The sequence below is a fragment of the bacterium genome, assembly GCA_035530055.1.
Lineage (GTDB): Bacteria > UBA6262 > WVXT01 > WVXT01 > WVXT01 > WVXT01.
Genome location: DATKVN010000005.1, coordinates 1 through 21,316 on the forward strand (window position 1 = coordinate 1; position 21,316 = coordinate 21,316).

General features: G+C 41.3%; 21 protein-coding genes. All 21 read left to right on the top strand.

The window, feature by feature from the left end:
- Positions 1–485, top strand: a 485-nt coding sequence (locus VMW39_00245; protein HUW22451.1) for an ATP-binding protein, incomplete at its 5' end; no start/stop codon positions are given.
- Between the two features lie 42 nt (positions 486–527).
- The gene (locus VMW39_00250) at positions 528–1,466 is read left to right on the top strand and encodes a LysM peptidoglycan-binding domain-containing protein (GenBank protein ID HUW22452.1); all 939 of its coding nucleotides are present in this window, start codon (positions 528–530) and stop codon (positions 1,464–1,466) included.
- A 73-nt stretch (positions 1,467–1,539) separates the two neighbouring features.
- Entirely contained in the window at positions 1,540–1,734 is a 195-nt protein-coding gene (locus VMW39_00255; protein ID HUW22453.1) for a hypothetical protein, read from the top strand.
- 70 nt (positions 1,735–1,804) lie between these two features.
- Positions 1,805–2,914, top strand: a complete 1,110-nt coding sequence (gene dprA, locus VMW39_00260; protein HUW22454.1) for a DNA-processing protein DprA — start codon at positions 1,805–1,807, stop codon at positions 2,912–2,914.
- Between the two features lie 70 nt (positions 2,915–2,984).
- The gene (locus VMW39_00265) at positions 2,985–3,173 is read left to right on the top strand and encodes a hypothetical protein (GenBank protein HUW22455.1); all 189 of its coding nucleotides are present in this window, start codon (positions 2,985–2,987) and stop codon (positions 3,171–3,173) included.
- 29 nt (positions 3,174–3,202) lie between these two features.
- Complete coding sequence (topA, locus tag VMW39_00270) at positions 3,203–5,194, top strand: type I DNA topoisomerase (GenBank protein HUW22456.1); 1,992 nt, start codon at positions 3,203–3,205, stop codon at positions 5,192–5,194.
- Between the two features lie 33 nt (positions 5,195–5,227).
- Positions 5,228–6,148, top strand: coding sequence for a tyrosine recombinase XerC (gene xerC, locus VMW39_00275; protein HUW22457.1), 921 nt, complete (start codon positions 5,228–5,230; stop codon positions 6,146–6,148).
- A 12-nt stretch (positions 6,149–6,160) separates the two neighbouring features.
- Complete coding sequence (locus VMW39_00280; protein HUW22458.1) at positions 6,161–7,174, top strand: hypothetical protein; 1,014 nt, start codon at positions 6,161–6,163, stop codon at positions 7,172–7,174.
- A gap of 115 nt (positions 7,175–7,289) precedes the next feature.
- Positions 7,290–8,123: a 30S ribosomal protein S2 gene (gene rpsB / locus VMW39_00285; GenBank protein HUW22459.1), complete on the top strand. Its 834-nt coding sequence runs from the start codon at positions 7,290–7,292 to the stop codon at positions 8,121–8,123.
- Positions 8,083–8,679, top strand: a complete 597-nt coding sequence (tsf, locus tag VMW39_00290) for a translation elongation factor Ts (GenBank protein ID HUW22460.1) — start codon at positions 8,083–8,085, stop codon at positions 8,677–8,679. The genes rpsB and tsf overlap by 41 nt, the downstream gene beginning before the upstream one ends.
- Positions 8,680–8,803: 124 nt before the next feature.
- Positions 8,804–9,517: a UMP kinase gene (gene pyrH, locus VMW39_00295; protein HUW22461.1), complete on the top strand. Its 714-nt coding sequence runs from the start codon at positions 8,804–8,806 to the stop codon at positions 9,515–9,517.
- 19 nt (positions 9,518–9,536) lie between these two features.
- Positions 9,537–10,094: a ribosome recycling factor gene (frr, locus tag VMW39_00300; GenBank protein ID HUW22462.1), complete on the top strand. Its 558-nt coding sequence runs from the start codon at positions 9,537–9,539 to the stop codon at positions 10,092–10,094.
- 62 nt (positions 10,095–10,156) lie between these two features.
- A complete protein-coding gene (locus VMW39_00305; protein HUW22463.1) occupies positions 10,157–10,903 on the top strand; it encodes an isoprenyl transferase in 747 nt (248 codons plus the stop codon).
- Positions 10,904–10,911: 8 nt separating this feature from the next.
- Positions 10,912–11,751: a CDP-archaeol synthase gene (locus VMW39_00310; protein HUW22464.1), complete on the top strand. Its 840-nt coding sequence runs from the start codon at positions 10,912–10,914 to the stop codon at positions 11,749–11,751.
- 12 nt (positions 11,752–11,763) lie between these two features.
- Positions 11,764–12,924: a 1-deoxy-D-xylulose-5-phosphate reductoisomerase gene (locus VMW39_00315; GenBank protein ID HUW22465.1), complete on the top strand. Its 1,161-nt coding sequence runs from the start codon at positions 11,764–11,766 to the stop codon at positions 12,922–12,924.
- On the top strand, positions 12,915–13,952 hold the full coding sequence (gene rseP / locus VMW39_00320) for an RIP metalloprotease RseP (protein HUW22466.1): 1,038 nt from the start codon (positions 12,915–12,917) through the stop codon (positions 13,950–13,952). Before VMW39_00315 ends, rseP begins: the two co-directional genes overlap by 10 nt.
- A 5-nt stretch (positions 13,953–13,957) precedes the next feature.
- Positions 13,958–15,103: a flavodoxin-dependent (E)-4-hydroxy-3-methylbut-2-enyl-diphosphate synthase gene (gene ispG, locus VMW39_00325; GenBank protein HUW22467.1), complete on the top strand. Its 1,146-nt coding sequence runs from the start codon at positions 13,958–13,960 to the stop codon at positions 15,101–15,103.
- 7 nt (positions 15,104–15,110) lie between these two features.
- Positions 15,111–15,821 (top strand): DNA repair protein RadC, encoded by a 711-nt coding sequence (gene radC / locus VMW39_00330; GenBank protein ID HUW22468.1) that lies wholly within the window; start codon positions 15,111–15,113, stop codon positions 15,819–15,821.
- 130 nt (positions 15,822–15,951) lie between these two features.
- A complete protein-coding gene (locus VMW39_00335) occupies positions 15,952–17,670 on the top strand; it encodes a proline--tRNA ligase (protein ID HUW22469.1) in 1,719 nt (572 codons plus the stop codon).
- 179 nt (positions 17,671–17,849) lie between these two features.
- A complete protein-coding gene (gene nusA, locus VMW39_00340; protein HUW22470.1) occupies positions 17,850–19,091 on the top strand; it encodes a transcription termination factor NusA in 1,242 nt (413 codons plus the stop codon).
- Positions 19,088–21,304 (top strand): translation initiation factor IF-2, encoded by a 2,217-nt coding sequence (gene infB, locus VMW39_00345; GenBank protein ID HUW22471.1) that lies wholly within the window; start codon positions 19,088–19,090, stop codon positions 21,302–21,304. The genes nusA and infB overlap by 4 nt, the downstream gene beginning before the upstream one ends.
- The last annotated feature ends 12 nt before the right edge of the window (positions 21,305–21,316 follow it).

Genomic DNA, 21,316 nt, shown 5'->3' on the forward strand with positions numbered 1-21,316 from the left:
CCTGCCCTTGCGGGTTCTACGGCGATTCACAGAGAGAATGCACCTGCACTCCTTTTCAAATCCAGAAATATCGAGCTAAAATCTCAGGACCGCTCCTTGACCGAATCGATATGCATATTGAAGTGCCACCAGTTAAATACCAGGAGTTAACAGTAGATACGGATGGGGAATCTTCATTGACAATCCGTACCCGAGTTCAGAGGGCAAGAGATATACAGAAGGAAAGATTTAAAAAATTTAAATCGGTCTATTGTAATGCTCATATGGAGGCTAAATATATAAGGAAGTATTGTATTCTGGAAAAAGAAGCGGAGAAGTTATTGAAAGATGCAATTGAGCGTTTGGGACTTTCAGCCCGGGCATATGACCGCATTCTTAAAGTCTCCCGGACAATTGCAGATTTAGAAGCAAAGGAGGAGATTAGTTCCCACCACATTGCTGAGGCTATCCAGTATAGAAGTCTGGATAGGAATTTATGGATGTAATTTTGGGTGTGTAAATCCATAAAGTTATGGAAAGGAGAAAAAATGAAAAGGGGAATTCTTATTTTTCTGTTGTGTGGTCTATTAACTTTCAGTATCTTTTTTGCCCAAGCTCAGGAAGAAGATGTGGAATCTTTGCCTCCTGAACCTTTAGGAGTAGAGATTCCTGCGTTTGAAGCTGAAGTGGAAGAGGAAGAAGAGGAAGCTTTGCCTTCGGAACCTTCTGAAGAAGAGATTATTTTTGAGGCGGAAGAAGAACCCGTCGAGCCGAGCGAAGTCCCCACTGAGGAGGTTGCAGTTGAGGAGCCTCGAGAAAAGGTGGAGGAGGCTGTAACTGAGAGAAGAGTTCTTCCCGAAGAAGATATTCCTGAAGGAATAGAACTTGTGCTTAAAGCTTACGAGGTAAAGAGGGGGGATTGTCTTCACGAAATCGCTAACCGGTATTACGAAGATCCTTCTTTGTGGAGAGAGATATGGGCGTATAATAAATATATAAAGGATCCCCATTGGATTTTTCCTGGTGATGACCTGGTAATTCCCACGTATCAAAAAGCGGAAATATCGGAAGAGATGCCCCAGGGGGAGCTGGTAGTAAAATTAGAAGAGGTTAAGCCAGGATTCGAATATGAAAGAGATATCTTTATTGCTCCCTTAGATTTTGAATTTGATGGATGTATTGCCGGAGTAAAAGAGAAGAAATTCATGACAGCATACGGAGATGTAGTATTCATCGATCTGGGGAAAAATCAGCAAGTTAAGCCAAAGACAAGGTTTATAATCTATCGAGAAGGGAAAGAGGTTATCCATCCCATAACCGGCGAAGCTCTGGGAATAATCATTGAGAAGATTGGTGTATTGGAAGTTACATCAGACATTCAAGAAGATAGTTCAACCGCAGTTATAAGAGATAGCCGGAAACCGATAGAGATCGGCGACCCTATTAAATTGCAAAAGAAGAGAGAAGAGCAAGAAACTAAAGAATGATAAAGCAGAATAAAAATAGGCAGGAAAAATTTACTCACACTGCTCCATGTCCACGTCATGGTCTCTTGTTATCATGAGATTCTATGTTAGTGCCCGCCGAATTCTTTCATTCATTCCATGTTTTCACTCTCTTTTGCATAACCAGACAATTGGTAGTGTAGAGTTTTATGCCCGCAATTTGAAATTTGAAATTGGTGATGTAGGACTTTATCCCCGCAGAAATTACGTCCATAGGGCTACACTACACTCTTTTGAGGGGATTGCTTGACATATTACTGGGATTTTGTATATAATATTATGCTTTGTGCCAAAAAACTTTATTTTCGTAAAGGAAAGAAATGGCAGATAAAATTGAACATTGGCTGACTCTAAATATGATTCCTGGAATAGGGGCGATGAGATGCCAGAAGCTGTTAGAACACTTCGGGTCTCCTCAAGCTATACTTGAGGCAAATTTGAACGAACTTCAACACGTTGCCGGTATCGGGGAGTACACGGCCAGGCAAATTGTCAGCTCCAGAGATAAATTAGATATAGAAAAAGAGATATCCAGAATTAAAAAACAAAAAGTTTCTGTAGTAACATTTTCTGACGATAACTATCCGGCAAACTTAAAATCTATTTTCGATCCACCCATTGTGCTATATGTAAAGGGGAAATTGTTGCCAGAAGATAGAATTGCCATTGCCATGGTAGGAACCAGGCGACCAACTACTTATGGAAAAATGGTGGCAGAAAAACTGAGTAAAGAATTGGCTGAAAGAGAAATAAGTATAGTTAGCGGCTTGGCCCGGGGAATCGATACCTCTGCCCATAAAGGGGCTCTATCTTGTGGGGGAAGAACTATTGCTGTTTTGGGATGTGGCATCGATATCTGTTATCCTCCGGAGAATAGGGCTCTTTTTAATGAGATTGGTGAACGGGGGGTTGTAGTTTCCGAATTTCCTATGGGCACACGGCCGGAAAAGATGAATTTTCCCATGCGAAATAGAATTATAAGCGGACTCAGTTTAGGGGTGGTGATCGTCGAGGCTGGTTTCAGAAGCGGTGCTTTAATCACTGCTGGGTGTGCCCTGGAGCAGGGCAGGGAAGTTTTTGCTGTTCCGGGAAATATCTTCAATTTAGGAACTAAGGGCAGTCATTCATTAATAAAACAAGGTGCGAAACTGGTAGAGGAATGTGAGGATATTATTGAAGAGATACGTTGTTTAAGAGATGTTCTACCTGTATCTCCGGCTATAAAGTCTCTTAGGGAAGTAAAGTTGTCTTCAGAGGAAGAAAGAGTGTATAACCTATTATCATTTGAGCCTATTCATATTGATTTGATAAGTAAACAGAGCGGTCTAGCTATAAACAGGATCTCATCTGTTCTCATGAATTTGGAAATGAAAGGTAGAATTAGACAAGTAATGGGGAAGATGTTTTTGCGCGTTCCAGAAGCACAATAATAAAAAATTACAAATTACAGATTACAAATTTCAAATCTGAAATCTGAAATCTATAATATAGGAGGAGAATATGGCAAGGAAATTAAAGGATGAAGATATGTTCCGGGATGGAGAGAATTTTGGAATTAGAGAAATCAAGGAATACTTAGAGAAGTTGAAATTGTCTGCAAGTGAACTGGAAGAGATGTTACTTGACGTTCTGGAAGAAAGTTACCAGGAAGACTATGACTCCAAGGGACGGAAGAAATATCTGCATTAAATTACAGGGTTAGTCTATTGGGTAAGCCTATGGTTAAGGCTTTAGTTATTGTCGAATCACCTACTAAGGCAAAGACGATCGGGAAGATATTGGGGAAAGACTACGTGATTAAATCTTCTATGGGGCATGTGTGTGATTTGCCTCCTCGTAGGTTAGGGGTGGATATAAAAAACAATTTTAAGCCTACTTATGAAATTATTAAAAATAAAAAGAAAATTGTGAAAGAGTTAACCAAGGCAATAAAGGAAGCTGAACAGGTTTATCTTGCTACTGACCAGGATCGAGAAGGAGAGGCCATAGGATGGCATTTAGTTACCGCCACAAAGACTGACCAGGGAAAAGTAAAACGGATAGTGTTTCATGAGATAACTAAAGAGACAATTGCTAATTCTCTTCGTTCTCCACGCCAGATTGACCTCCATTTAGTTAATGCTCAACAGGCAAGACGTATACTTGACCGGCTGGTGGGATATAAGCTCAGTCCTCTTTTGAGTGGCAAAGTCAGAAGGGGGCTTTCTGCAGGACGGGTACAATCAGTAACTCTTAGGTTGATTGTTGAGAGGGAAAAGCAAATTGAGAAATTTGTTCCTCAAGAGTACTGGACGATACTTGCCCATTTGAGCAAGAGGGATGAAGAACGAATCTTTACGGCAAATCTCATTGCTAAGGAAAAAAAGAAATTTAAAAAACTGGAAATTGCAAATGAGTCACGAGCAAAAAAAATCTGTCGGGATGTGAGAGGTAAAGAGTTTATTGTCTCGGAAGTAACCAGAAAGCCTAAGAAGCGTAATCCTTCTCCTCCGTTTAACACGAGTAGCCTGCAACAGGAGTCCTCCCGAAAGTTTGGTTTCTCGGCGACTAAAACAATGGTGATAGCGCAACAGCTCTACGAAGGCATCGACCTGGGAAAGGAAGAGAGTGTAGGGTTAATAACGTATATGCGCACAGATTCCTTCGCTGTCTCTTCCTCAGCTCAGGTTGAGGCGCTTAAGTTTATCAGGAAAAAGTTTGGCGAAAGCTACTTACCTCAAAAGCCGAGGATTTACAAAAGTAAGAGTAAAATTGCCCAGGAAGCTCACGAGGCTATCCGACCAACCTCCTATCTGCGCACTCCGGAAGCCATATCGAAATATCTAAATGCCACACAATTTAAACTTTATAGCCTGATCTGGCAAAGGTTTATATCCAGCCAGATGGCTTCAGCGATATTTGACACAATAGCTGTGGATATCAGAGCGAGTGATTATGTCTTTCGTGCTACAGGACAGAAGGTTAAGTTTCCCGGATTCCTTAAAGTCTATCAGGAAGAGAAAGAAGAAGAGGAAAAAGTTCTTCCTCCTCTTGAGGAGGGGGATAGTTTAGTTTTAAAAGAGGTTGTTCCCGAGCAGCACTTCACTGAGCCTCCTCCACATTATACGGTTGCGAGTCTAATTAAGACTCTTGAAGAGCACGGTATCGGTCGACCTTCAACCTATGCTCCCACAATAAGCACTCTTTTGGAAAGAAGGTATGTAACATTGAGTAATAAACAGTTCCATCCTGAAGAGACGGGGATTATAGTTAGCGACTTGTTGGTTAAATACTTTCCCAAAATCATGGACATTGGTTTCACTGCCCACTTGGAAGAGAATCTGGATGAGATTGCCCTGGGAAAAAGGGAGTGGGTTGAAGTCCTAAAGAACTTTTATCAACCCTTTAAGGAAACCCTGAACATTGCTTATAAAAATATGGAGAAAATCAAACCACAGATGACTAAGGAGATCTGTCCAGAGTGCAAAAGCCCCATGGTAATCAGAATTGGGCGCTACGGGAAATTTCTTGCTTGCTCTGCATTTCCTCGTTGTCGTTATACTCTTCCCCTGGATAAACAGGGGAACAAGATAGTCACCGAGATGACCGAAGAAAAATGTCTGAAGTGTGGAAGCCCTATGGTAATTAAGTGGGGCCGGAGAGGCAAATTCCTTGCCTGTAGTGCTTATCCCAAATGCAAAAATACTAAGTCAATTCCGAAAAAAGAATAGATAGGGCAAAAGGTGCCTGTCACCATAAAATCAATGGAAATCTATCTGGATGAATTTATTACACACTTGAGAGTAGAAAGGAATTTTTCCCCGCATACTCTGGTAAGTTATAAGGGTGACCTGAAAAGCTTTATCAATTTTTTTAAAAGAGACAAGATAAATAGTTTCAACAAAGTTGATCGCTTGCAGGTGAGAAAGTTTCTGGCTTACCTTGCAGGTAAGAATCTTGAAAAAAGCACCATTGCTCGAAAACTCTCCAGTATTCGGTCGTTCTTTGGTTATTTGACGCGGGAAAAAATTATAGCTCAAAACCCGACAATTCATATTCCTACACCAAAACAAATGAAGAAAGTGCCTCATTTTTTGGATTTGCATGAAGTCAGGCTACTCTTGGAATTGCCTAATAGGAGAACTCTTATAGGCTTGAGAGACAGGGCAATCTTAGAGGTATTATATGGCTCGGGTCTGAGAGTGAGTGAGCTGGTAAACTTGAATATAAGCGATGTTGACCTGTTAGGGGGGATGATTAAGGTGAAAGGTAAAGGGTCGAAAGAAAGGTTAGTGCCCATTGGAGAGATGGGACTTACCTCTATCGAACGCTATTTGAAAATGCGCCAATTGCCGGAAAAGTCTGCTTTTTTTAAAATTAAAAGTTTCCAGAATTTGCCTTACAGTAAAGGGCCATTATTTTTGAATTTTCAGGGGTCGCGGTTAAATACACAAAGCATAAACCGTCTTGTTCATAAATACATCAGGCTTGCCAGTATCAAAAAGGGAGTAAGCCCACACACTTTGAGACACACATTTGCCACACATCTATTAGATGCTGGCTGTGATTTGAGAGCTGTACAGGAAATGTTAGGGCATGCCAGTCTATCTACTACTCAAATATATACTCATGTGACCACAGAAAGATTAAAGAGAGTATATAGAAAATATCATCCTCGTGCCTGAGAAGAGAGAAAGATGAGAGAGAATGTAAAGATTCTCATGGAAGAGACAGGTTGTGATGAGGGTCAGGCAGAACTGGCTCTCCATTCAACAGGAAATAACTTAGAAAAAGCTATAAAATCGATAGATCAACTTCTTAGATACATCATAGTAATTAAAGGAAAGTTTATATGTGACCAGACCAATGTTTATGGTCAGTTTATAGTTATTAGCCATCTCCATCAAAAGAGGATTGTTCGTTTGGGTGCAGTAGCCACATACGATCCCGTAATTTATGAGGGAGATATCAATTGTAAATGGCGCGACTTCGAAAAGAAGCTCTATGCAGATCGTCTCAGAGAGGGTTGTGTACACGAGTTAATTCAGAAGCTGGAGCAGAATTTGAACTGGGAGATTGCAAGCGAGCACAGAAAGTCTTTCTTCCAGAATCTGAAAGATAGAAATTATGAAGAGACAACCGTTATCCTTCGATCAATCATCAGTAAATCTTTAGAGGACCCTCAGCTTAAAGTAGAAATGGATGTCGAGGAACTTAATTTGAGCCAATTTAAGTTTCCTCAAGAGTCAACCATTTCCTCTGAGGGAGGAGTTAAACCCTCTTTGAGTAAGGCTGGAGAAACGGTTAATAGAAAAGAGAGCACAATTGTTTTAAACACGGAGTTGGTTACTGATGCCTCTTCTTCATCAGTAGAGATTGAGAAACTAAGAAAAAACGACTTAATTTTAGTGAAAATTTTAGATTCACGGGATATTGCTCAATATCTTTCTCGTCTTTTAGGTGGATGCAAAGGCGAGGAGGTAATTCCCCTATCCACAATAGTGGAAGAAGTAAGGGAAGAAGGAGAGCAATGGGTAGTTAGGACAAGGTTTAGCCCAGGCATATTAGGTGAGGCTGTTGTGGAAAAGAAAGCAACAGTCAAAAGGCTAAGGCCTCAGAAGTTCACAATAGAAAAGAAGAAATTCCATCTGGGAATTTTGGGACTGACCTTAATTCTGGGAATAATCTTATATATTTTAATGCGTCGGTGAGATAAGCCCCGTTAGAAAACTTTGCCACTTTTACCCTGTGTGGGAGACTTGTTTCTAACGGGTTTGAGGAGAAATTTTAACTTTGTATTCTAACGGGGTAAATTAAGGAGGAAGAATGGCGATTGTAACTATGAAACAGTTGTTGGAAGCAGGAGTCCACTTTGGACATCAGACCAAAAGGTGGAATCCCAAAATGGCTCAGTATATCTTCGGTGCTCGTAACAACATCCACATTATCGATTTGCAAAAGACATTGGCGAAGATAAAAGAGGCTTATAGGTTCGTTCGCAACATTGTAGCCAACAATCAGACAGTGCTCTTTGTGGGAACCAAGCGTCAGGCTCAAGAAATCATAAAAGAAGAAGCAGAAAGGTGTGGGATGTTTTATGTTAATCAGCGATGGTGGGGAGGGATGCTGACCAATTTCTCCACCATTCGCCAGAGCGTGGAGCGACTGAAGAAACTGGAGCAACTTCAGCAAGAATCAAAGTCTACTACTCTCACCAAGAAGGAATTAGCTAAGATAGAGAAGGAAAAATTGAAGCTGGTAAAGGGACTATCAGGGATTAGAGATATGGAGGACTTGCCGGCAGCGATCTTTGTTATCGATATACCTCAAGAGGCAATTGCCGTCTCCGAAGCAATTAAATTGGAGATTCCGGTTGTCGCCTTGGTGGACACAAATTGTGACCCTGAGAGGATAACTTATGTAATTCCCGGCAACGATGATGCTATCAGGTCAATTAAGTTAATTACTCACCTAGTCGCTGAGGCGGTGGTTGAAGGTAAAGAGTTAAGAGAGAAAGAAGAAGTTACTGAAGAAGTAAAAGAAGAACTTCCTCAAGAAGAAGTAAAAGAAGAAGTCAAGGAAGAAAAAAATATAGACTTCGAGAAAAAAGGAGAAATAAATGCAGATAAGCAAGGACTTAATTCGGGAACTTCGGAATAAGACGGGTGCGGGAGTAATGGATTGTAAACAGGCGTTATTAGAGGCTGGTGGAGATATTCAAAAGGCTCAGGATATTTTGAGAGAGAAAGGGAGTGTCGTAGCGATCAAACGTTCTGCCAGAGAGACACAGGAAGGATTAGTCTCTTCTTATGTCCATAGCGGGAATAAATTAGGCGTTCTGTTAGAGATAAACTGCGAGACCGATTTCGTTGCCAAAACGAGCGAGTTTTCTCAACTGGCAAAGGAATTGGCAATGCAAATAGCAGCCATGGACCCTCTGTGGATTAAACCTGAAGATGTACCTAAGAAAGTTATTGAAAAGGAAAAAGAGATATATAAGAAACAATCACAGGAATCGGGGAAGCCAGAAAAGGTCATAGAGAAGATTGCTCAAGGTAGGCTGGAAAAATATTTCACTCAAGTCTGTCTTCTGGAACAACCGTACATTAAGGATCCTAAACTTAAGGTCAAAGACCTCATAACAGAATCGATCACCAAACTGGGAGAGAATATTAGAGTGGGTCGGTTCACTCGTTTAAAGGTAGGTGAGGAATAGAAAGCCGGACTCCTCCCGAAAGGGAGGTTTGGGCGACCACAAGGGTCGCCCCTACGCGATTCGCAAGGACTCCAGAACCTGGAGTCCTCCCGAGAGGGAGGAAAAAAATAAAGGGAGGAGGAAAATGGCAAAGGTCAAATATAAGCGAGTTGTTTTGAAAATGAGTGGGGAAGTTCTAACGGGCACTCACAGATATGGGATCGATCCCCAAATGCTCAAATTCTTTGCTGGAGAAATAAGAAAGGCTTACTCTCTGGGTGTGCAACTTGCCGTGGTAGTGGGTGGAGGAAATATATGGAGAGGGATTTCTCTTTTTGCCCAGGAGATTGACAGAGTTACAGCCGATTATATGGGAATGTTGGCAACAATAATTAATGGACTGGCTCTTCAAGACTCGTTAGAAGAGCTGGGAATTCCCACCAGAGTCCAGACCGCCATAGAGATAGCCAAACTTGCCGAGCCGTTTATTCGCCGCAGAGCAATCCGCCACTTGGAAAAGAAAAGGATAGTTATCTTTGCCGGAGGAACAGGGAACCCTTACTTTACAACTGATACAGCTGCAGCGTTACGAGCAGTAGAAATTGGTGCGGAAATAATTATGAAGGCGACGAAAGTTGATGGCGTTTATGATAAGGACCCCGCAAAGTATAAGAAAGCCAAGAAGTTCAGTAGTCTCACCTTTATGGAAGCAATAAATCGTCGATTGAAGGTTGTGGATGCAACGGCGCTTTCCCTTTGCTGGGAGAATAAAATACCCATTATGGTATTCAATATAAACAAAGCTGGACAGATTAAAAAAGCGATATGTGGAGAAAAGGTGGGTACAATAATCAAGTGAGGAGGAGAGAATAGCGCGTATGGCAAAGAACATTTATGATAAGGTTAAACTGCAAATGGAAAAAGCAATTGAGGATTTGAAACACGAATTCACGACTATTCGTACTGGTCGCGCCTCCACCACTCTGTTGGAAGGTATTCGAGTTGCCTATTATGGAGCCCAGGTCCCTATCAGTCAAGTCGCCAACATTGTTATCCCAGAGGTAAGATTAATCGAGATAAAACCCTGGGATAAAAGCGTCATTCCAGAGATAGAAAAGGCAATTTTAAAGTCCGATTTGGGATTGAGCCCCCTCAACGATGGGAAAATTATCCGGCTAAAAATACCCACCTTAACTGAAGAACGCCGAAGAGAGCTTGTAAAGAGAATCGAAAAGATTACTGAGGACCACAAGGTGGAACTGCGGAACATTAGAAGGCAGACCAAAGATGAGTTGAAGGAGTTGGAAACAAAAAAGGTGATTTCTGAAGACGAGAAGTTTAAATCTACAGAAAAAATTAGTCAGGTAACAAATGAATATATTGAAAAGATTGATGAAGCTCTCAGGCATAAAGAGAAAGAGATAATGGAAGTATAATAGATAGATTTCAAATTTCAGATTTCAGATGGTAAAAATAGAATAAAAATGGGGAGAAGCAGTTGGATAATTACAAAGAACTTCTTAAGCTAATTGATAGAAAGAGACTTCCTCAGCATGTAGCAATCATTATGGACGGTAATGGTCGTTGGGCAAAAAAACATAACTGTAGACGAATTGCTGGTCACCTGGAAGGCACAAAGGCGATAAGGAAAATTGTAGAATCCTGTAGTGAAACAGGGATTAAAATACTTACACTTTTTGCTTTTTCCACAGAGAACTGGGACAGGCCCAAAAGAGAAGTTTATGCTCTGATGAATCTGCTGTCCAGATTCTTAAGACAGGAAATAAATAATTTACAAAAGAATAACATTAAGCTTCTTGCCTCTGGACAGATAGAGAGGTTACCCACTAAGGTACGTATTGAATTATCCAAGACGATAGATGCCACCAAGGAAAATAGAGGACTGATTCTGAATTTAGCTCTGAGTTATGGTGGACGGGAAGAGATAGTTCATGCCTGCAGGGAAATTGCTAGACAGGTTTCTAATAGAAGAAAAAAAGTAGAAGATATTAATGAAGAGTTTTTTAATAACTATCTTTATACCACTGGCCTACCTGATCCCGACCTGTTGATTCGTACCAGTGGTGAATTCAGGATAAGCAACTTTCTCCTCTGGCAAATTGCTTATTCTGAAATTTACGTTACCCCGGTTCTCTGGCCAGATTTCAACCGCCAGGAATTACTTTTGGCACTCATAGATTATCAGGGGAGGGAGCGTCGTTTCGGTAGGGTAAAAAACGGATAAGAGAGATAATGGAGCGAATAAAGACACCATTAGTTGTTATTCCCATATTGTTGTTGATAATACATTGGGGGGTTATCCCCTTTTTTCTTTTAGTTCTTGCTGGAGTTATTGTAAGTCTTCTCGAATTTTATCATTTGATGGAGAGGAGAAATTACCATCCCCAGAAGTTCCTGGGAGTGCTGGGAGGGTTTTTTCTTTGTCTCAGCTTTTTTCTCTTTCAGGGAAAGTTATCTGGCGGACTGGGAGGATTCGTTGTTACTATATTTTTGTTTCTAATCTTAATCGACGTAATTTTGAAGAAAGAAATCAAATTCGGTGTCTCTTCTGTTTCAGTAACTTTCCTGGGAATATTTTATATCTCTTGGCTGTTGAGCCATTTAATTCTTCTTCGCGACCTTCGCCCTCATGGAGAAGGGCTGATATATCTTCTATTTATAACTACTTGGTGTGTGGATACTGGCGCATATTGGGTAGGAACAAAGTTTGGACGGCATAAGTTGAGCCGTCTCATCAGTCCCAATAAAACCTGGGAGGGAGCCATTTCTGGTTTGCTGACAGGGATTGGTGTAGTTTTTGGTTGCCGAGCATTATTGGGATTGCAATTTTTCACCCGCCTCAATTTAGACCTCAATTTTATTACTCCTATAGGATGTCTGGTCACCGGGCTTCTCTTGGGAATTGGTGGACAGGTAGGAGACTTAGCTGAATCGCTGTTCAAGAGAAATGCCGGGGTGAAAGATTCAGGTAACCTCTTTCCTGGTGGACATGGAGGAATGTTGGACAAAGTAGATAGCCTGATGTTCAATGCCCCCCTACTATATTACTATATCGAGTTATTTTTGCGCTGAAAAGGAGATATCTTGAAAAAGATTGCAATTCTGGGCTCGACTGGGTCCATAGGGGTTAATACATTAAATGTAGTGAGGAAACTGGGTAAAGGTTATAAAATTACAGGAATCTCTGCCCAGAAGAACGTAGACTTACTGATAAAGCAGATAATTGAATTTAGACCAACAATTGTAGCGCTGGGTGATGAAGGGGCGGCTCAAGAATTGAAAAAGAGACTCCGTCGTTTCCGTCCTCTTCCCAGGATTTATGAGGGGACTTCTGGATTAATTGAGTTTGCCCGGAATCCTGTTTCCGATTTTCTGGTTTCCGCTTTGGTTGGTGCAGCCGGACTGTTACCTACCTTGGCAGCGATTGAAGCGGGTAAAGATATTGCCTTAGCTAATAAAGAAATACTGGTGATGGCAGGTGACTTGATTATTAAGACTGCCAAGAAGAGAGGAATTAAAATTTTACCTCTGGACAGTGAGCATAGCGCTATATTTCAATGTCTGAGAGCGGAAAAGATAAAGCATGTTCGACGGCTAATATTGACAGCTTCAGGAGGGCCTTTTTATAAATATAAAAAAAGTCAACTGGAAAAAGTAACTGTGAAAGAGACTCTCCATCACCCCACCTGGCAAATGGGTAAAAAAATCACAGTCGACTCAGCAACCCTGATGAACAAGGGTTTAGAAGCGATTGAAGCCAGTCACCTCTTCGGTATTGATATTAATCGCATTGACGTTTTGATTCACCCACAAACAACTGTCCATTCATTAGTGGAACTTGTCGACGGCTCGATTTTAGCTCAACTGGCAATTGCTGATATGCGCATTCCCATTCAATTTGCACTTACCTATCCCCAACGCTATTTGAGTAGATTACAGGGATTAAAATTAGAAAAGATAGCTCATCTTACTTTCCAGAAGCCAAATTTAAAGAATTTTTCCTGTCTCGGTTTGGCTTTCAAGGCTGGTAGGACAGGAGGAACGATGCCGGTTGTTTTGAACGCAGCTGATGAAATTGCCGTGGAGGCTTTTCTGGTGGGGAAAATAAAACTTACTGATATTCCGAAAATTATCGAATCAGTAATGGCAGAACATAAAGTAAATAAGAGAACGAGCTTGAAAAAGATTTTAGAAATAGACCAGTGGGCAAGAAATAGAACAAGGGAGAAGATAAAATGCTCTTGACCATATTTTCCATAGTATTCACTTTTGGACTGGTTATCTTTTTTCACGAGTTAGGGCACCTTATTGCTGCTAAGAGAATGGGAGTGAGAGTGGAGAAGTTCTCTTTAGGATTTGGACCTGAATGGTTAGGTTTTACCAAGGGAGGGACGCGATATGTAGTCTCTTTGATTCCTGTAGGTGGTTACGTGAAGATGGCCGGGGAACATCCCGGGGAGAAGAGAAAGGGAACACCCGATGAGTTTCTCTCTCAGAAATGGTGGCGGAGAATACTTGTCGTTGCCTCGGGACCGGCAATGAATTTTATTTTGGCAATTGTTATTTTCTCCTTGATGGCATTTTTTGTAGGGATTATGATTCCTCACTATGAATCAACAGAAGTTGGTAGCGTGATTCCAGAGATGCCGGCGGAGAAAGCAGGTGTGTTAGAAAAGGATAAGATTATCTCAATAGACGGAAAGGAAGTCAGCAACTGGAAGGAAATGGCAGAAATAATCCATTCTAAGCCTGGTGAGGAGATAAGCATAAAAATCTTGCGAGGAAAGGAAGAAATACCTCTCAAAATCATACCTCAATATGATGAGGTAAGAGGAGTGGGCCTGATAGGAATTGGCCCAGCCTGGCATACAAGAAAGTATAATTTCATATCTTCTCTTTTTGCAGGATTTGAACAGACAGCATTCCTTATAGTTCTAACACTTAAATATATATGGCTGATGCTTTTAGGAGCAGTAAAGCCTGCTGTTGCTGGTCCTATAGGAATTGCCCAGATGGTGGCTCAAGTGGCAAGAACAGGAGTCTATCAATTGCTGTCATTGATTGCTATAATCAGCGCTGGGATTGGTCTGTTTAATCTTTTTCCTATTCCCCTTCTTGACGGGGGTCATGCTATGTTCTATTTGGTCGAAGGAATTACCGGTAAGCCCCTGGATGAAAACAAGATGAAAATTGCTCAGACGATTGGAGCAGTGATAATCATTTTTCTTTTAGTTCTGGTTACTTATCAGGATATATTGAGGCTGAGAAGGTAAAAATTGTGAGAAGGAGAAAGACACGCAAGATAAGAGTGGGGAATCTTTTTATTGGCAGTGATTCTCCGATTTCCGTGCAATCTATGACCAAGACAGATACACACGATATCAGGAGTACTGTCAACCAGATTAGGCGATTAGAGAAAGCAGGATGCGAAATAGTCCGTTTAGCTGTTCCTGATATGGAAGCAGCTAAAGCTTTAGGAAAGATAAAAAAGAGAGTCCATATCCCTTTAGTTGCTGACATCCACTTCGATTACCGTTTGGCAATGGAGGCTATTACTCAGGGCGTAGATAAGATAAGGATAAATCCAGGAAACATCGGAAGCCGAGAAAAAGTGGAGGCTATAGCAAAGGCTGCCAGAAGAGCAAAAATCCCTATAAGGATAGGAGTTAATGCAGGTTCCTTGAAACTCCCTTTGCCCGAAAGAAAGGCGAGAACTAACCTTCATCAAGGCGATATTTCTCATAGCGGAAGAATGAGCAAAGCTAAGAAGATGGTCGCTTCAGCACTCCAATATGTAAAGATTCTGGAGAAACAAAATTTTCACCAAATTGTTATTTCCCTTAAAGCCTCAGATGTTTCCACTACCATTCAGGCTTACAGGTTGATATCTGAGAAAACAGATTATCCTCTTCATTTAGGAATTACTGAAGCGGGAACCGAATTCTCAGGTACCATAAAGTCGGCTCTGGGTATTGGGACATTACTATGCGAGGGTATTGGTGATACAATAAGAGTATCGCTCACCGCCTCTCCAGAGGAGGAGGTGAGAGTTGGGTATGAAATTTTGAAAGCATTGAATCTGAGAAGCTTTGGGCCTGAGGTCATCTCCTGTCCTACTTGCAGTCGCTGTCAGATTGACCTGATTAAAATCACTAATAGAGTAGAGAAAAAGCTGGAATCTCTTTTTCGACAAAAAAGCATTATTGCCAGAGTTCAACCTTCCAGATTTTATCCTCTTAAAATAGCCATAATGGGTTGTGTAGTCAATGGTCCGGGAGAAGCTAGAGAAGCAGATGTGGGAATAGCCGGGGGAAAGGGTGTGGGACTCCTTTTCAGGAGAGGTAAAGTGATTAAGAAAGTTACGGAAAAAAAGATGATAAATGTTCTCATGGAGGAGATTGAAAAAGAAATAAGAAGGAGATAGTGCTGTTATGGCGAGGAATAGAATTGGAAGCAGTTACCACATAAACCTCAAGGAAATGCCTGAGGAAAAGAAGCCTCGTGAGAAATTAATAAGATATGGTCCTGACGTTTTGAGAATTTCAGAATTGGTCTCCATTATCCTGAATACAGGATACCGGGACGAAAATGTTCTGGAGTTATCACACAGGATAATTAAAGAATACGGCTCCAAGGCAATTGCTTGTGAAAAGAATGTTGGACGACTGATGGAAACCCTGGGAATTCCCGTAGTTAAGGCTTGCCAGATAGTTGCCTGTTTTGAGCTGGGAAGGAGGTTCTTCCAGGAGGAGCCGGGAAAGATGCCCATCATTAGAGGACCAGAAGATGTGTACATCTATTTGGAAGATATGAGAAAGCTGAAGAAGGAGCAGTTTCGAGGGTTATATTTGAATGCGAGAAATAAGGTCATCCACGACGAAGTAATCTCTATTGGAACTCTAACTGCTAATCTGGTTCATCCCCGAGAAGTATTTCAACCAGCAATAGAATATCTTGCCTGTGGGGTAATTATTGCACATAATCATCCTTCGGGTGACCCCGAACCATCTGAGGACGATTTAGAAATTACCAAGAAGCTTACCACAGTGGGAAAGACAATGGATATAGAACTTTTAGACCACATCATAATAGGTAAAAATAAATATGTAAGTCTTAAAGAGAAAAAAATAGCAGTGGAGTAGCAGCACCGCTTGCGGTGCGTTAGGAGTAGCAGAGCTTGCTCTGCGATAACTAATCGCGAGACAAGTCTCGCTACTCCAGCTCTGCGTTAACGCGAAACAAGTTTCGCTACTCCAAAATTCCGGAGGAATTATGCTTCTTTCAAAATATCTCTTACCCACATTAAAGGAGATTCCCCGGGAGGCAGAGATACCTTCCCATAAACTTATGATTCGTTCAGGAATAATGAGACAATTAGCCAGTGGTATTTACGAATGGTTGCCTTTAGGTTTGAGGGTTCTCCACAAGGTGGAGAACATCATTCGAGAGGAGATGGACTCAATTGGCGCTCAGGAGGTCTCTCTTCCAGCAATGCAGCCAAGAGAACTGTGGGAAGAAAGTGGACGCTGGGACTTCTATGGGAAAGAGTTGATAAGGCTAAAGGACAGAAATAGAAGAGATTTCTGTCTTGGCCCTACTCATGAAGAAGTGATAACTGACCTGGTGCGCAGGGAAGTCAGGTCTTATAAAGAATTGCCTCTCTTGCTTTATCAATTTCAGACCAAGTTCCGAGATGAAATCAGACCCAGGTTTGGAGTAATCAGGGCCAGGGAATTCTATATGAAGGATGCCTATAGTTTTGATGCTACTGATAAGAATGCAGAAACAAGTTATAACAATGTATTTGAAACCTACTCCAGAATTTTCCAGAGATGTGGTCTAAAGTTTCGCTCTGTAGAAGCACAGACCGGTGCCATTGGCGGAGCCTTTTCTCATGAGTTTATGGTTATTGCTGATACTGGAGAGGAAATTATAGTCTCCTGTAAATGCGGTTATGCTGCGAACTTGGAAAAGGCAGAAGGTGTCCCTCCAGCTAAGGTAGGCGGAAAGGCTGGAAAGAGAAGCGGACTAAAAGAACTAGAAGAAGTTGAAACGAAAAATATGAAGACAGTTGAAGAAGTGGGAAAATTTCTGAAAGAGAAACCGGATAAATTTATAAAGACATTGGTTTACAAGACTAATGGTGAATATGTAATAGTTATGGTAAGGGGAGACCATGAGGTTAACGAGAGCAAGGTAAAAAGTTATCTTGGTGTGAATGAAATTTTTCTTGCAGATGAGAAAACAATTAAGGAAGTTACCGGTGCTCCTCTTGGCTTTGCCGGTCCGGTGGGATTGAAAATAAAGTGTAAGCTACTTGCCGACTATTCTGTGGAGGGGATTGTTAATGGCGTAACTGGGGCAAATAAAAAAGATTACCATTTGAAAAATGTCAACATAAACAGAGATTATAGTGTAGATGAAATTCTGGACTTGAGGAGAGCGAAGGAGGGGGATGTTTGTCCAAAATGCGGGAAAACTTTAGAATTTTCCCGGGGCATTGAGGTTGGGCATACGTTCAAACTGGGAACTAAATATTCTAAAACATTGCGGGCGACTTTTCTTGATAAGGATGGGAAAGAGAAATATTTTGTGATGGGCTGTTATGGCATAGGAGTTTCTCGAATTGTAGCTGCTGCTATCGAGCAGAGCCATGATCAGAATGGTATTATCTGGCCACTACCCATAGCACCTTTCCAGGTTCTAATTTTGCCTGTAAACTATGAGCACGAAAAGATAAAGACCATTTCTAATAGGATTTATAAACAACTGGAAAGTGCCGGCTACGAAGTGTTAATGGATGACCGCGATGAGAGAGCAGGGGTGAAATTCAAAGATGCAGACCTGATAGGAATTCCCATCAGGGTAACTGTGGGAGAAAAGACCTTGGCCAAGAATATAGTGGAAGTAAAACTTCGAGGAGAAAAAGAGGTGAGAGAGGTCGAGCCCGACCAGGTTCAAAAACTAATCCCCGAGCTAACGAAGAAATAAAAAGAGAAAAAAGAGTCAGGGTCATTTTTTCGTTAAGTGAAAAGAAAAAGGGGCATGACCTTTTTTAATTTTTTACTTGCATTATCTTTTAAAACTTGCTATATTAAATACAGGTGGCTCTAAAAAGCCACTTTTTGTTTTTATTGATGTCAAATTTTCTATAATAGTAGTTGGAGGAAATGATGGAGGGAGAGTTAATAGGGGTTTTTGAACAGATAGAAAGAGAGAAAGGCATTCCCAAAAAAGAACTTCTGGAAATGATTGAGTCGGCTTTAACTTCGGCTTTTCACAAACATTCTGGGAAAAAGCAGAAATTTGAAGCACACATTGATCCAGAATCTGGGGTGATTACTGCCTATGTAAAGAAAAAGGTGGTAAGTAAAGTAGAAAACCATTATATCCAAATAGCTAAAAAAGAAGCATTAAAGTTCGACCCTGCGGTTAAGTTAGGTGACGAGATAAAAATTAAGGTGGAAACCAAGGAGTTTGGAAGAATTGCCGCTCAAACTGCAAAGCAGGTAATTGTCCAGCGTATCCGAGAAACCGAAAGGGAGAATCTGTTCAAGGAGTTCAAAAAAAAGGAAGGCACTGCTATGCATGCTGTGGTTCAGAGGTTTGCTCGGAAGAATATCATCGTTGATTTGGGAAAAGTAGAAGCCACTTTGCCAGAATGGGAGCAAGCACGTGACCATAAGTACGAGCTTTTTGAAAGATTCCAGGTCTACATATTGAAGGTGGAGCAATCACCACGAGGTCCGAAGATTACCGTTTCCCGAACGCATCCCGGCTTGGTAAAGAGACTTTATGAATTGGAGGTACCAGAAGTAAGTGATCACACTGTGGAGATAAAACAAATAGTCAGAGAACCAGGATACCGCTGTAAAGTGGCTGTGATTTCCAATAATGAAAGGGTCGATCCTGTGGGTGCCTGTGTAGGAGTGAAAGGTTCGAGGGTTCAGGCAATTATTAATGAATTGAGTGGAGAAAGGATGGATTTGATTTCTTATAGTACAGACCCTACCACCTATATTGCTAATTCTCTCAGCCCGGCTAAGGTAGTAAGTGTGACTATAGAGAAGAATAGAAAGAATGCTTTGGTAGTTGTGGTTGATGATCAGCTCTCGTTGGCCATCGGGAAAGCAGGTCAAAATGTGCGTTTGGCTGCCCGGCTCACAGGTTGGCATATTGATATTAAGAGCGAATCGCAAATAAAAGAGGCAAAAGAAGCAGCAGTCAGCGATCTTACTAAACTTTCAGGAGTGGGTAAGGTTACTGCTCAACTTCTATCTCAGCATGGATTTACAACTATAGAAAAGATAGCCTCATCTTCCGTTTCCGAACTAACTAAGGTTTCTGGAATTGGGGAGAAATTAGCAGAGAAAATTTACAAGGCTGCAAAGAAAGAAGGCAAGATAAAATGAAGGTAAAAGAACTGGCTAAGGAACTGAATATTTCATACAAGAAATTATTGGCAAAAACTTCTGAGTTGAAAATTAAAGTGAAAAGTTCTGAAGATTCCCTGACTTCTCAGGAAGCGAAGAAAGTTAAAAGTTCTTTTGCCAAGAAAAAGAAGAAGGTTCCTGTCAAGAAAAAGGTCGCCCGAAAAAAAGTAAGTGCTAAAGTTAAAGTAGCGAAAAAAAAAGCAGTTGGGGTTAAAAAGAAAAAAGCGCCTACTACGCGACGAAAGAAGGCTACTAAACGCGCTGTTGCCAAAGAAAAACCTTCCACTCTTCCTTCAGTTTCCCCTGCGGTTGAAACCATAAAACCGGTAGAGAAGAAAATCCCTAAGAAAGCCATACCTGTAGTCGAAGAGGTGAAAAAAGAGGAAAAAGTAGTTCCTGAAGTAGCGAAAAAAATAGAAGAAGAGAAAGTTACCCTACCTCCTACTAAAGTTATTAAGATAGACGAAACGATTACAGTGAGCGAGCTGGCCAGTAAAATGGAAGTAAAAGTAAGTGAACTTATTAAGAAGTTAATGACTCAGGGTATCCTGGTCACAATCAACCAAAGGTTGGGTATAGATACTGCTACCCTTGTCGCAGGAGAATTCGGTTTCGGAATAGAAGTAGTTCCTTTATACGGAGAAGAACTTCTTGAGGAGGAAAAAGAAGACAAATCCTTATTACAACCACGTCCGCCGATAGTGACTATAATGGGACATGTAGACCATGGTAAGACATCGTTATTGGACGCAATTCGAGAATCCAAGATCATTGCCAAAGAGTCAGGTGGAATTACGCAACATATTGGGGCATACCATGTCAGTGTAGATAAAGGAGATATCGTATTTCTAGACACCCCCGGCCACGAAGCCTTTACAGCAATGCGAGCTCGCGGGGCTCAGGTGACTGATATAATAGTTTTAGTTGTGGCTGCCGATGAAGGAGCCAAGCCTCAGACCGTAGAAGCTATAGATCATGCCCGTGCAGCAGGTGTGCCGATTTTGGTGGCAGTGAATAAAATAGACTTGCCCAATGCCAACGTGGAGAAGGTAAAACAGGAACTGAGTCAATATGATCTTGTTTCTGAAGACTGGGGAGGCAAGACTATCTTTGTGGAAGTCTCTGCCAAAGAAAAAATTGGTCTGGATAATCTCTTAGAGATGATTCTTTTGGAAGCGGAGATGTCGGAATTAAAAGCGAATCCTAATAAGAAAGCCCGGGGAACGATTATTGAGGCGAGATTAGATAAGCAACGGGGTTTGGTGGCCACTGTGTTAGTGCAATCTGGCACGTTAGAGGTTAGTGATCCTTTTATTTCCGGTTTTTCGGCAGGTAAGGTAAGAGCCATGTTTAACGATCGAGGGAAAAAAGTTAAAAGAATCGGTCCTTCTATGCCTGCAGAGGTGTTAGGATTTTCCAGTCTACCGCAGGCTGGGGATAAATTTTATACCTTAGATAGCGAGAAAACAGCAAGAGGAATTAGTGAGATACGGCAGAAAACCAGACGGGAAGAGATTCTGTCCCGGAGCAGGAGAATTACATTAGAAGACTTACATGAGCAGATTGCATCGGGGAAGCTTAAGGAACTCAAAATAATTATTAAGGCCGATGTTCAAGGTTCTGTTGAAGCGCTCTGCGATTCTCTGCAAAAATTGAGTACTCAGGAAATAGCTCTAAATATAGTCCACAGGGGAGTGGGTGGAATCAATGAAAGCGATGTGATGTTAAGTGCTGCTTCCAATGCAATTATTATCGGCTTTAATGTTCGTCCAGGGCCAAGCGCAGAAGAATTAGCTGAAAAAGAGGGAGTGGATATCCACATTTATAGGGTTATTTATGAAGTAGTGGAGGAGACGAAAAAAGCGATGGAGGGGCTTCTGGAGCCGGAGTTCAAGGAAATCCCATTGGGCAGAGCTGAAGTAAAACGCATATTCAGAATCCCCAAGGTAGGTACAGTAGCAGGATGTTCTGTGGCTAAGGGAAAGATTTCCCGCCAGAGTAACGTGCGGCTCTTGCGTGATAACGTTATAATCTATGAAGGTAAATTATCTTCTCTGAGAAGGTTCAAAGATGACGTGAGAGAAGTAGATGCTGGTTTTGAATGCGGAATAGGTCTGGAAAATTTTAATGACATAAAAGAAAACGACATTATGGAAGCCTTCACGTTAGAAAAAATTGCGCGCAAATTATAGCAAATGGATGTA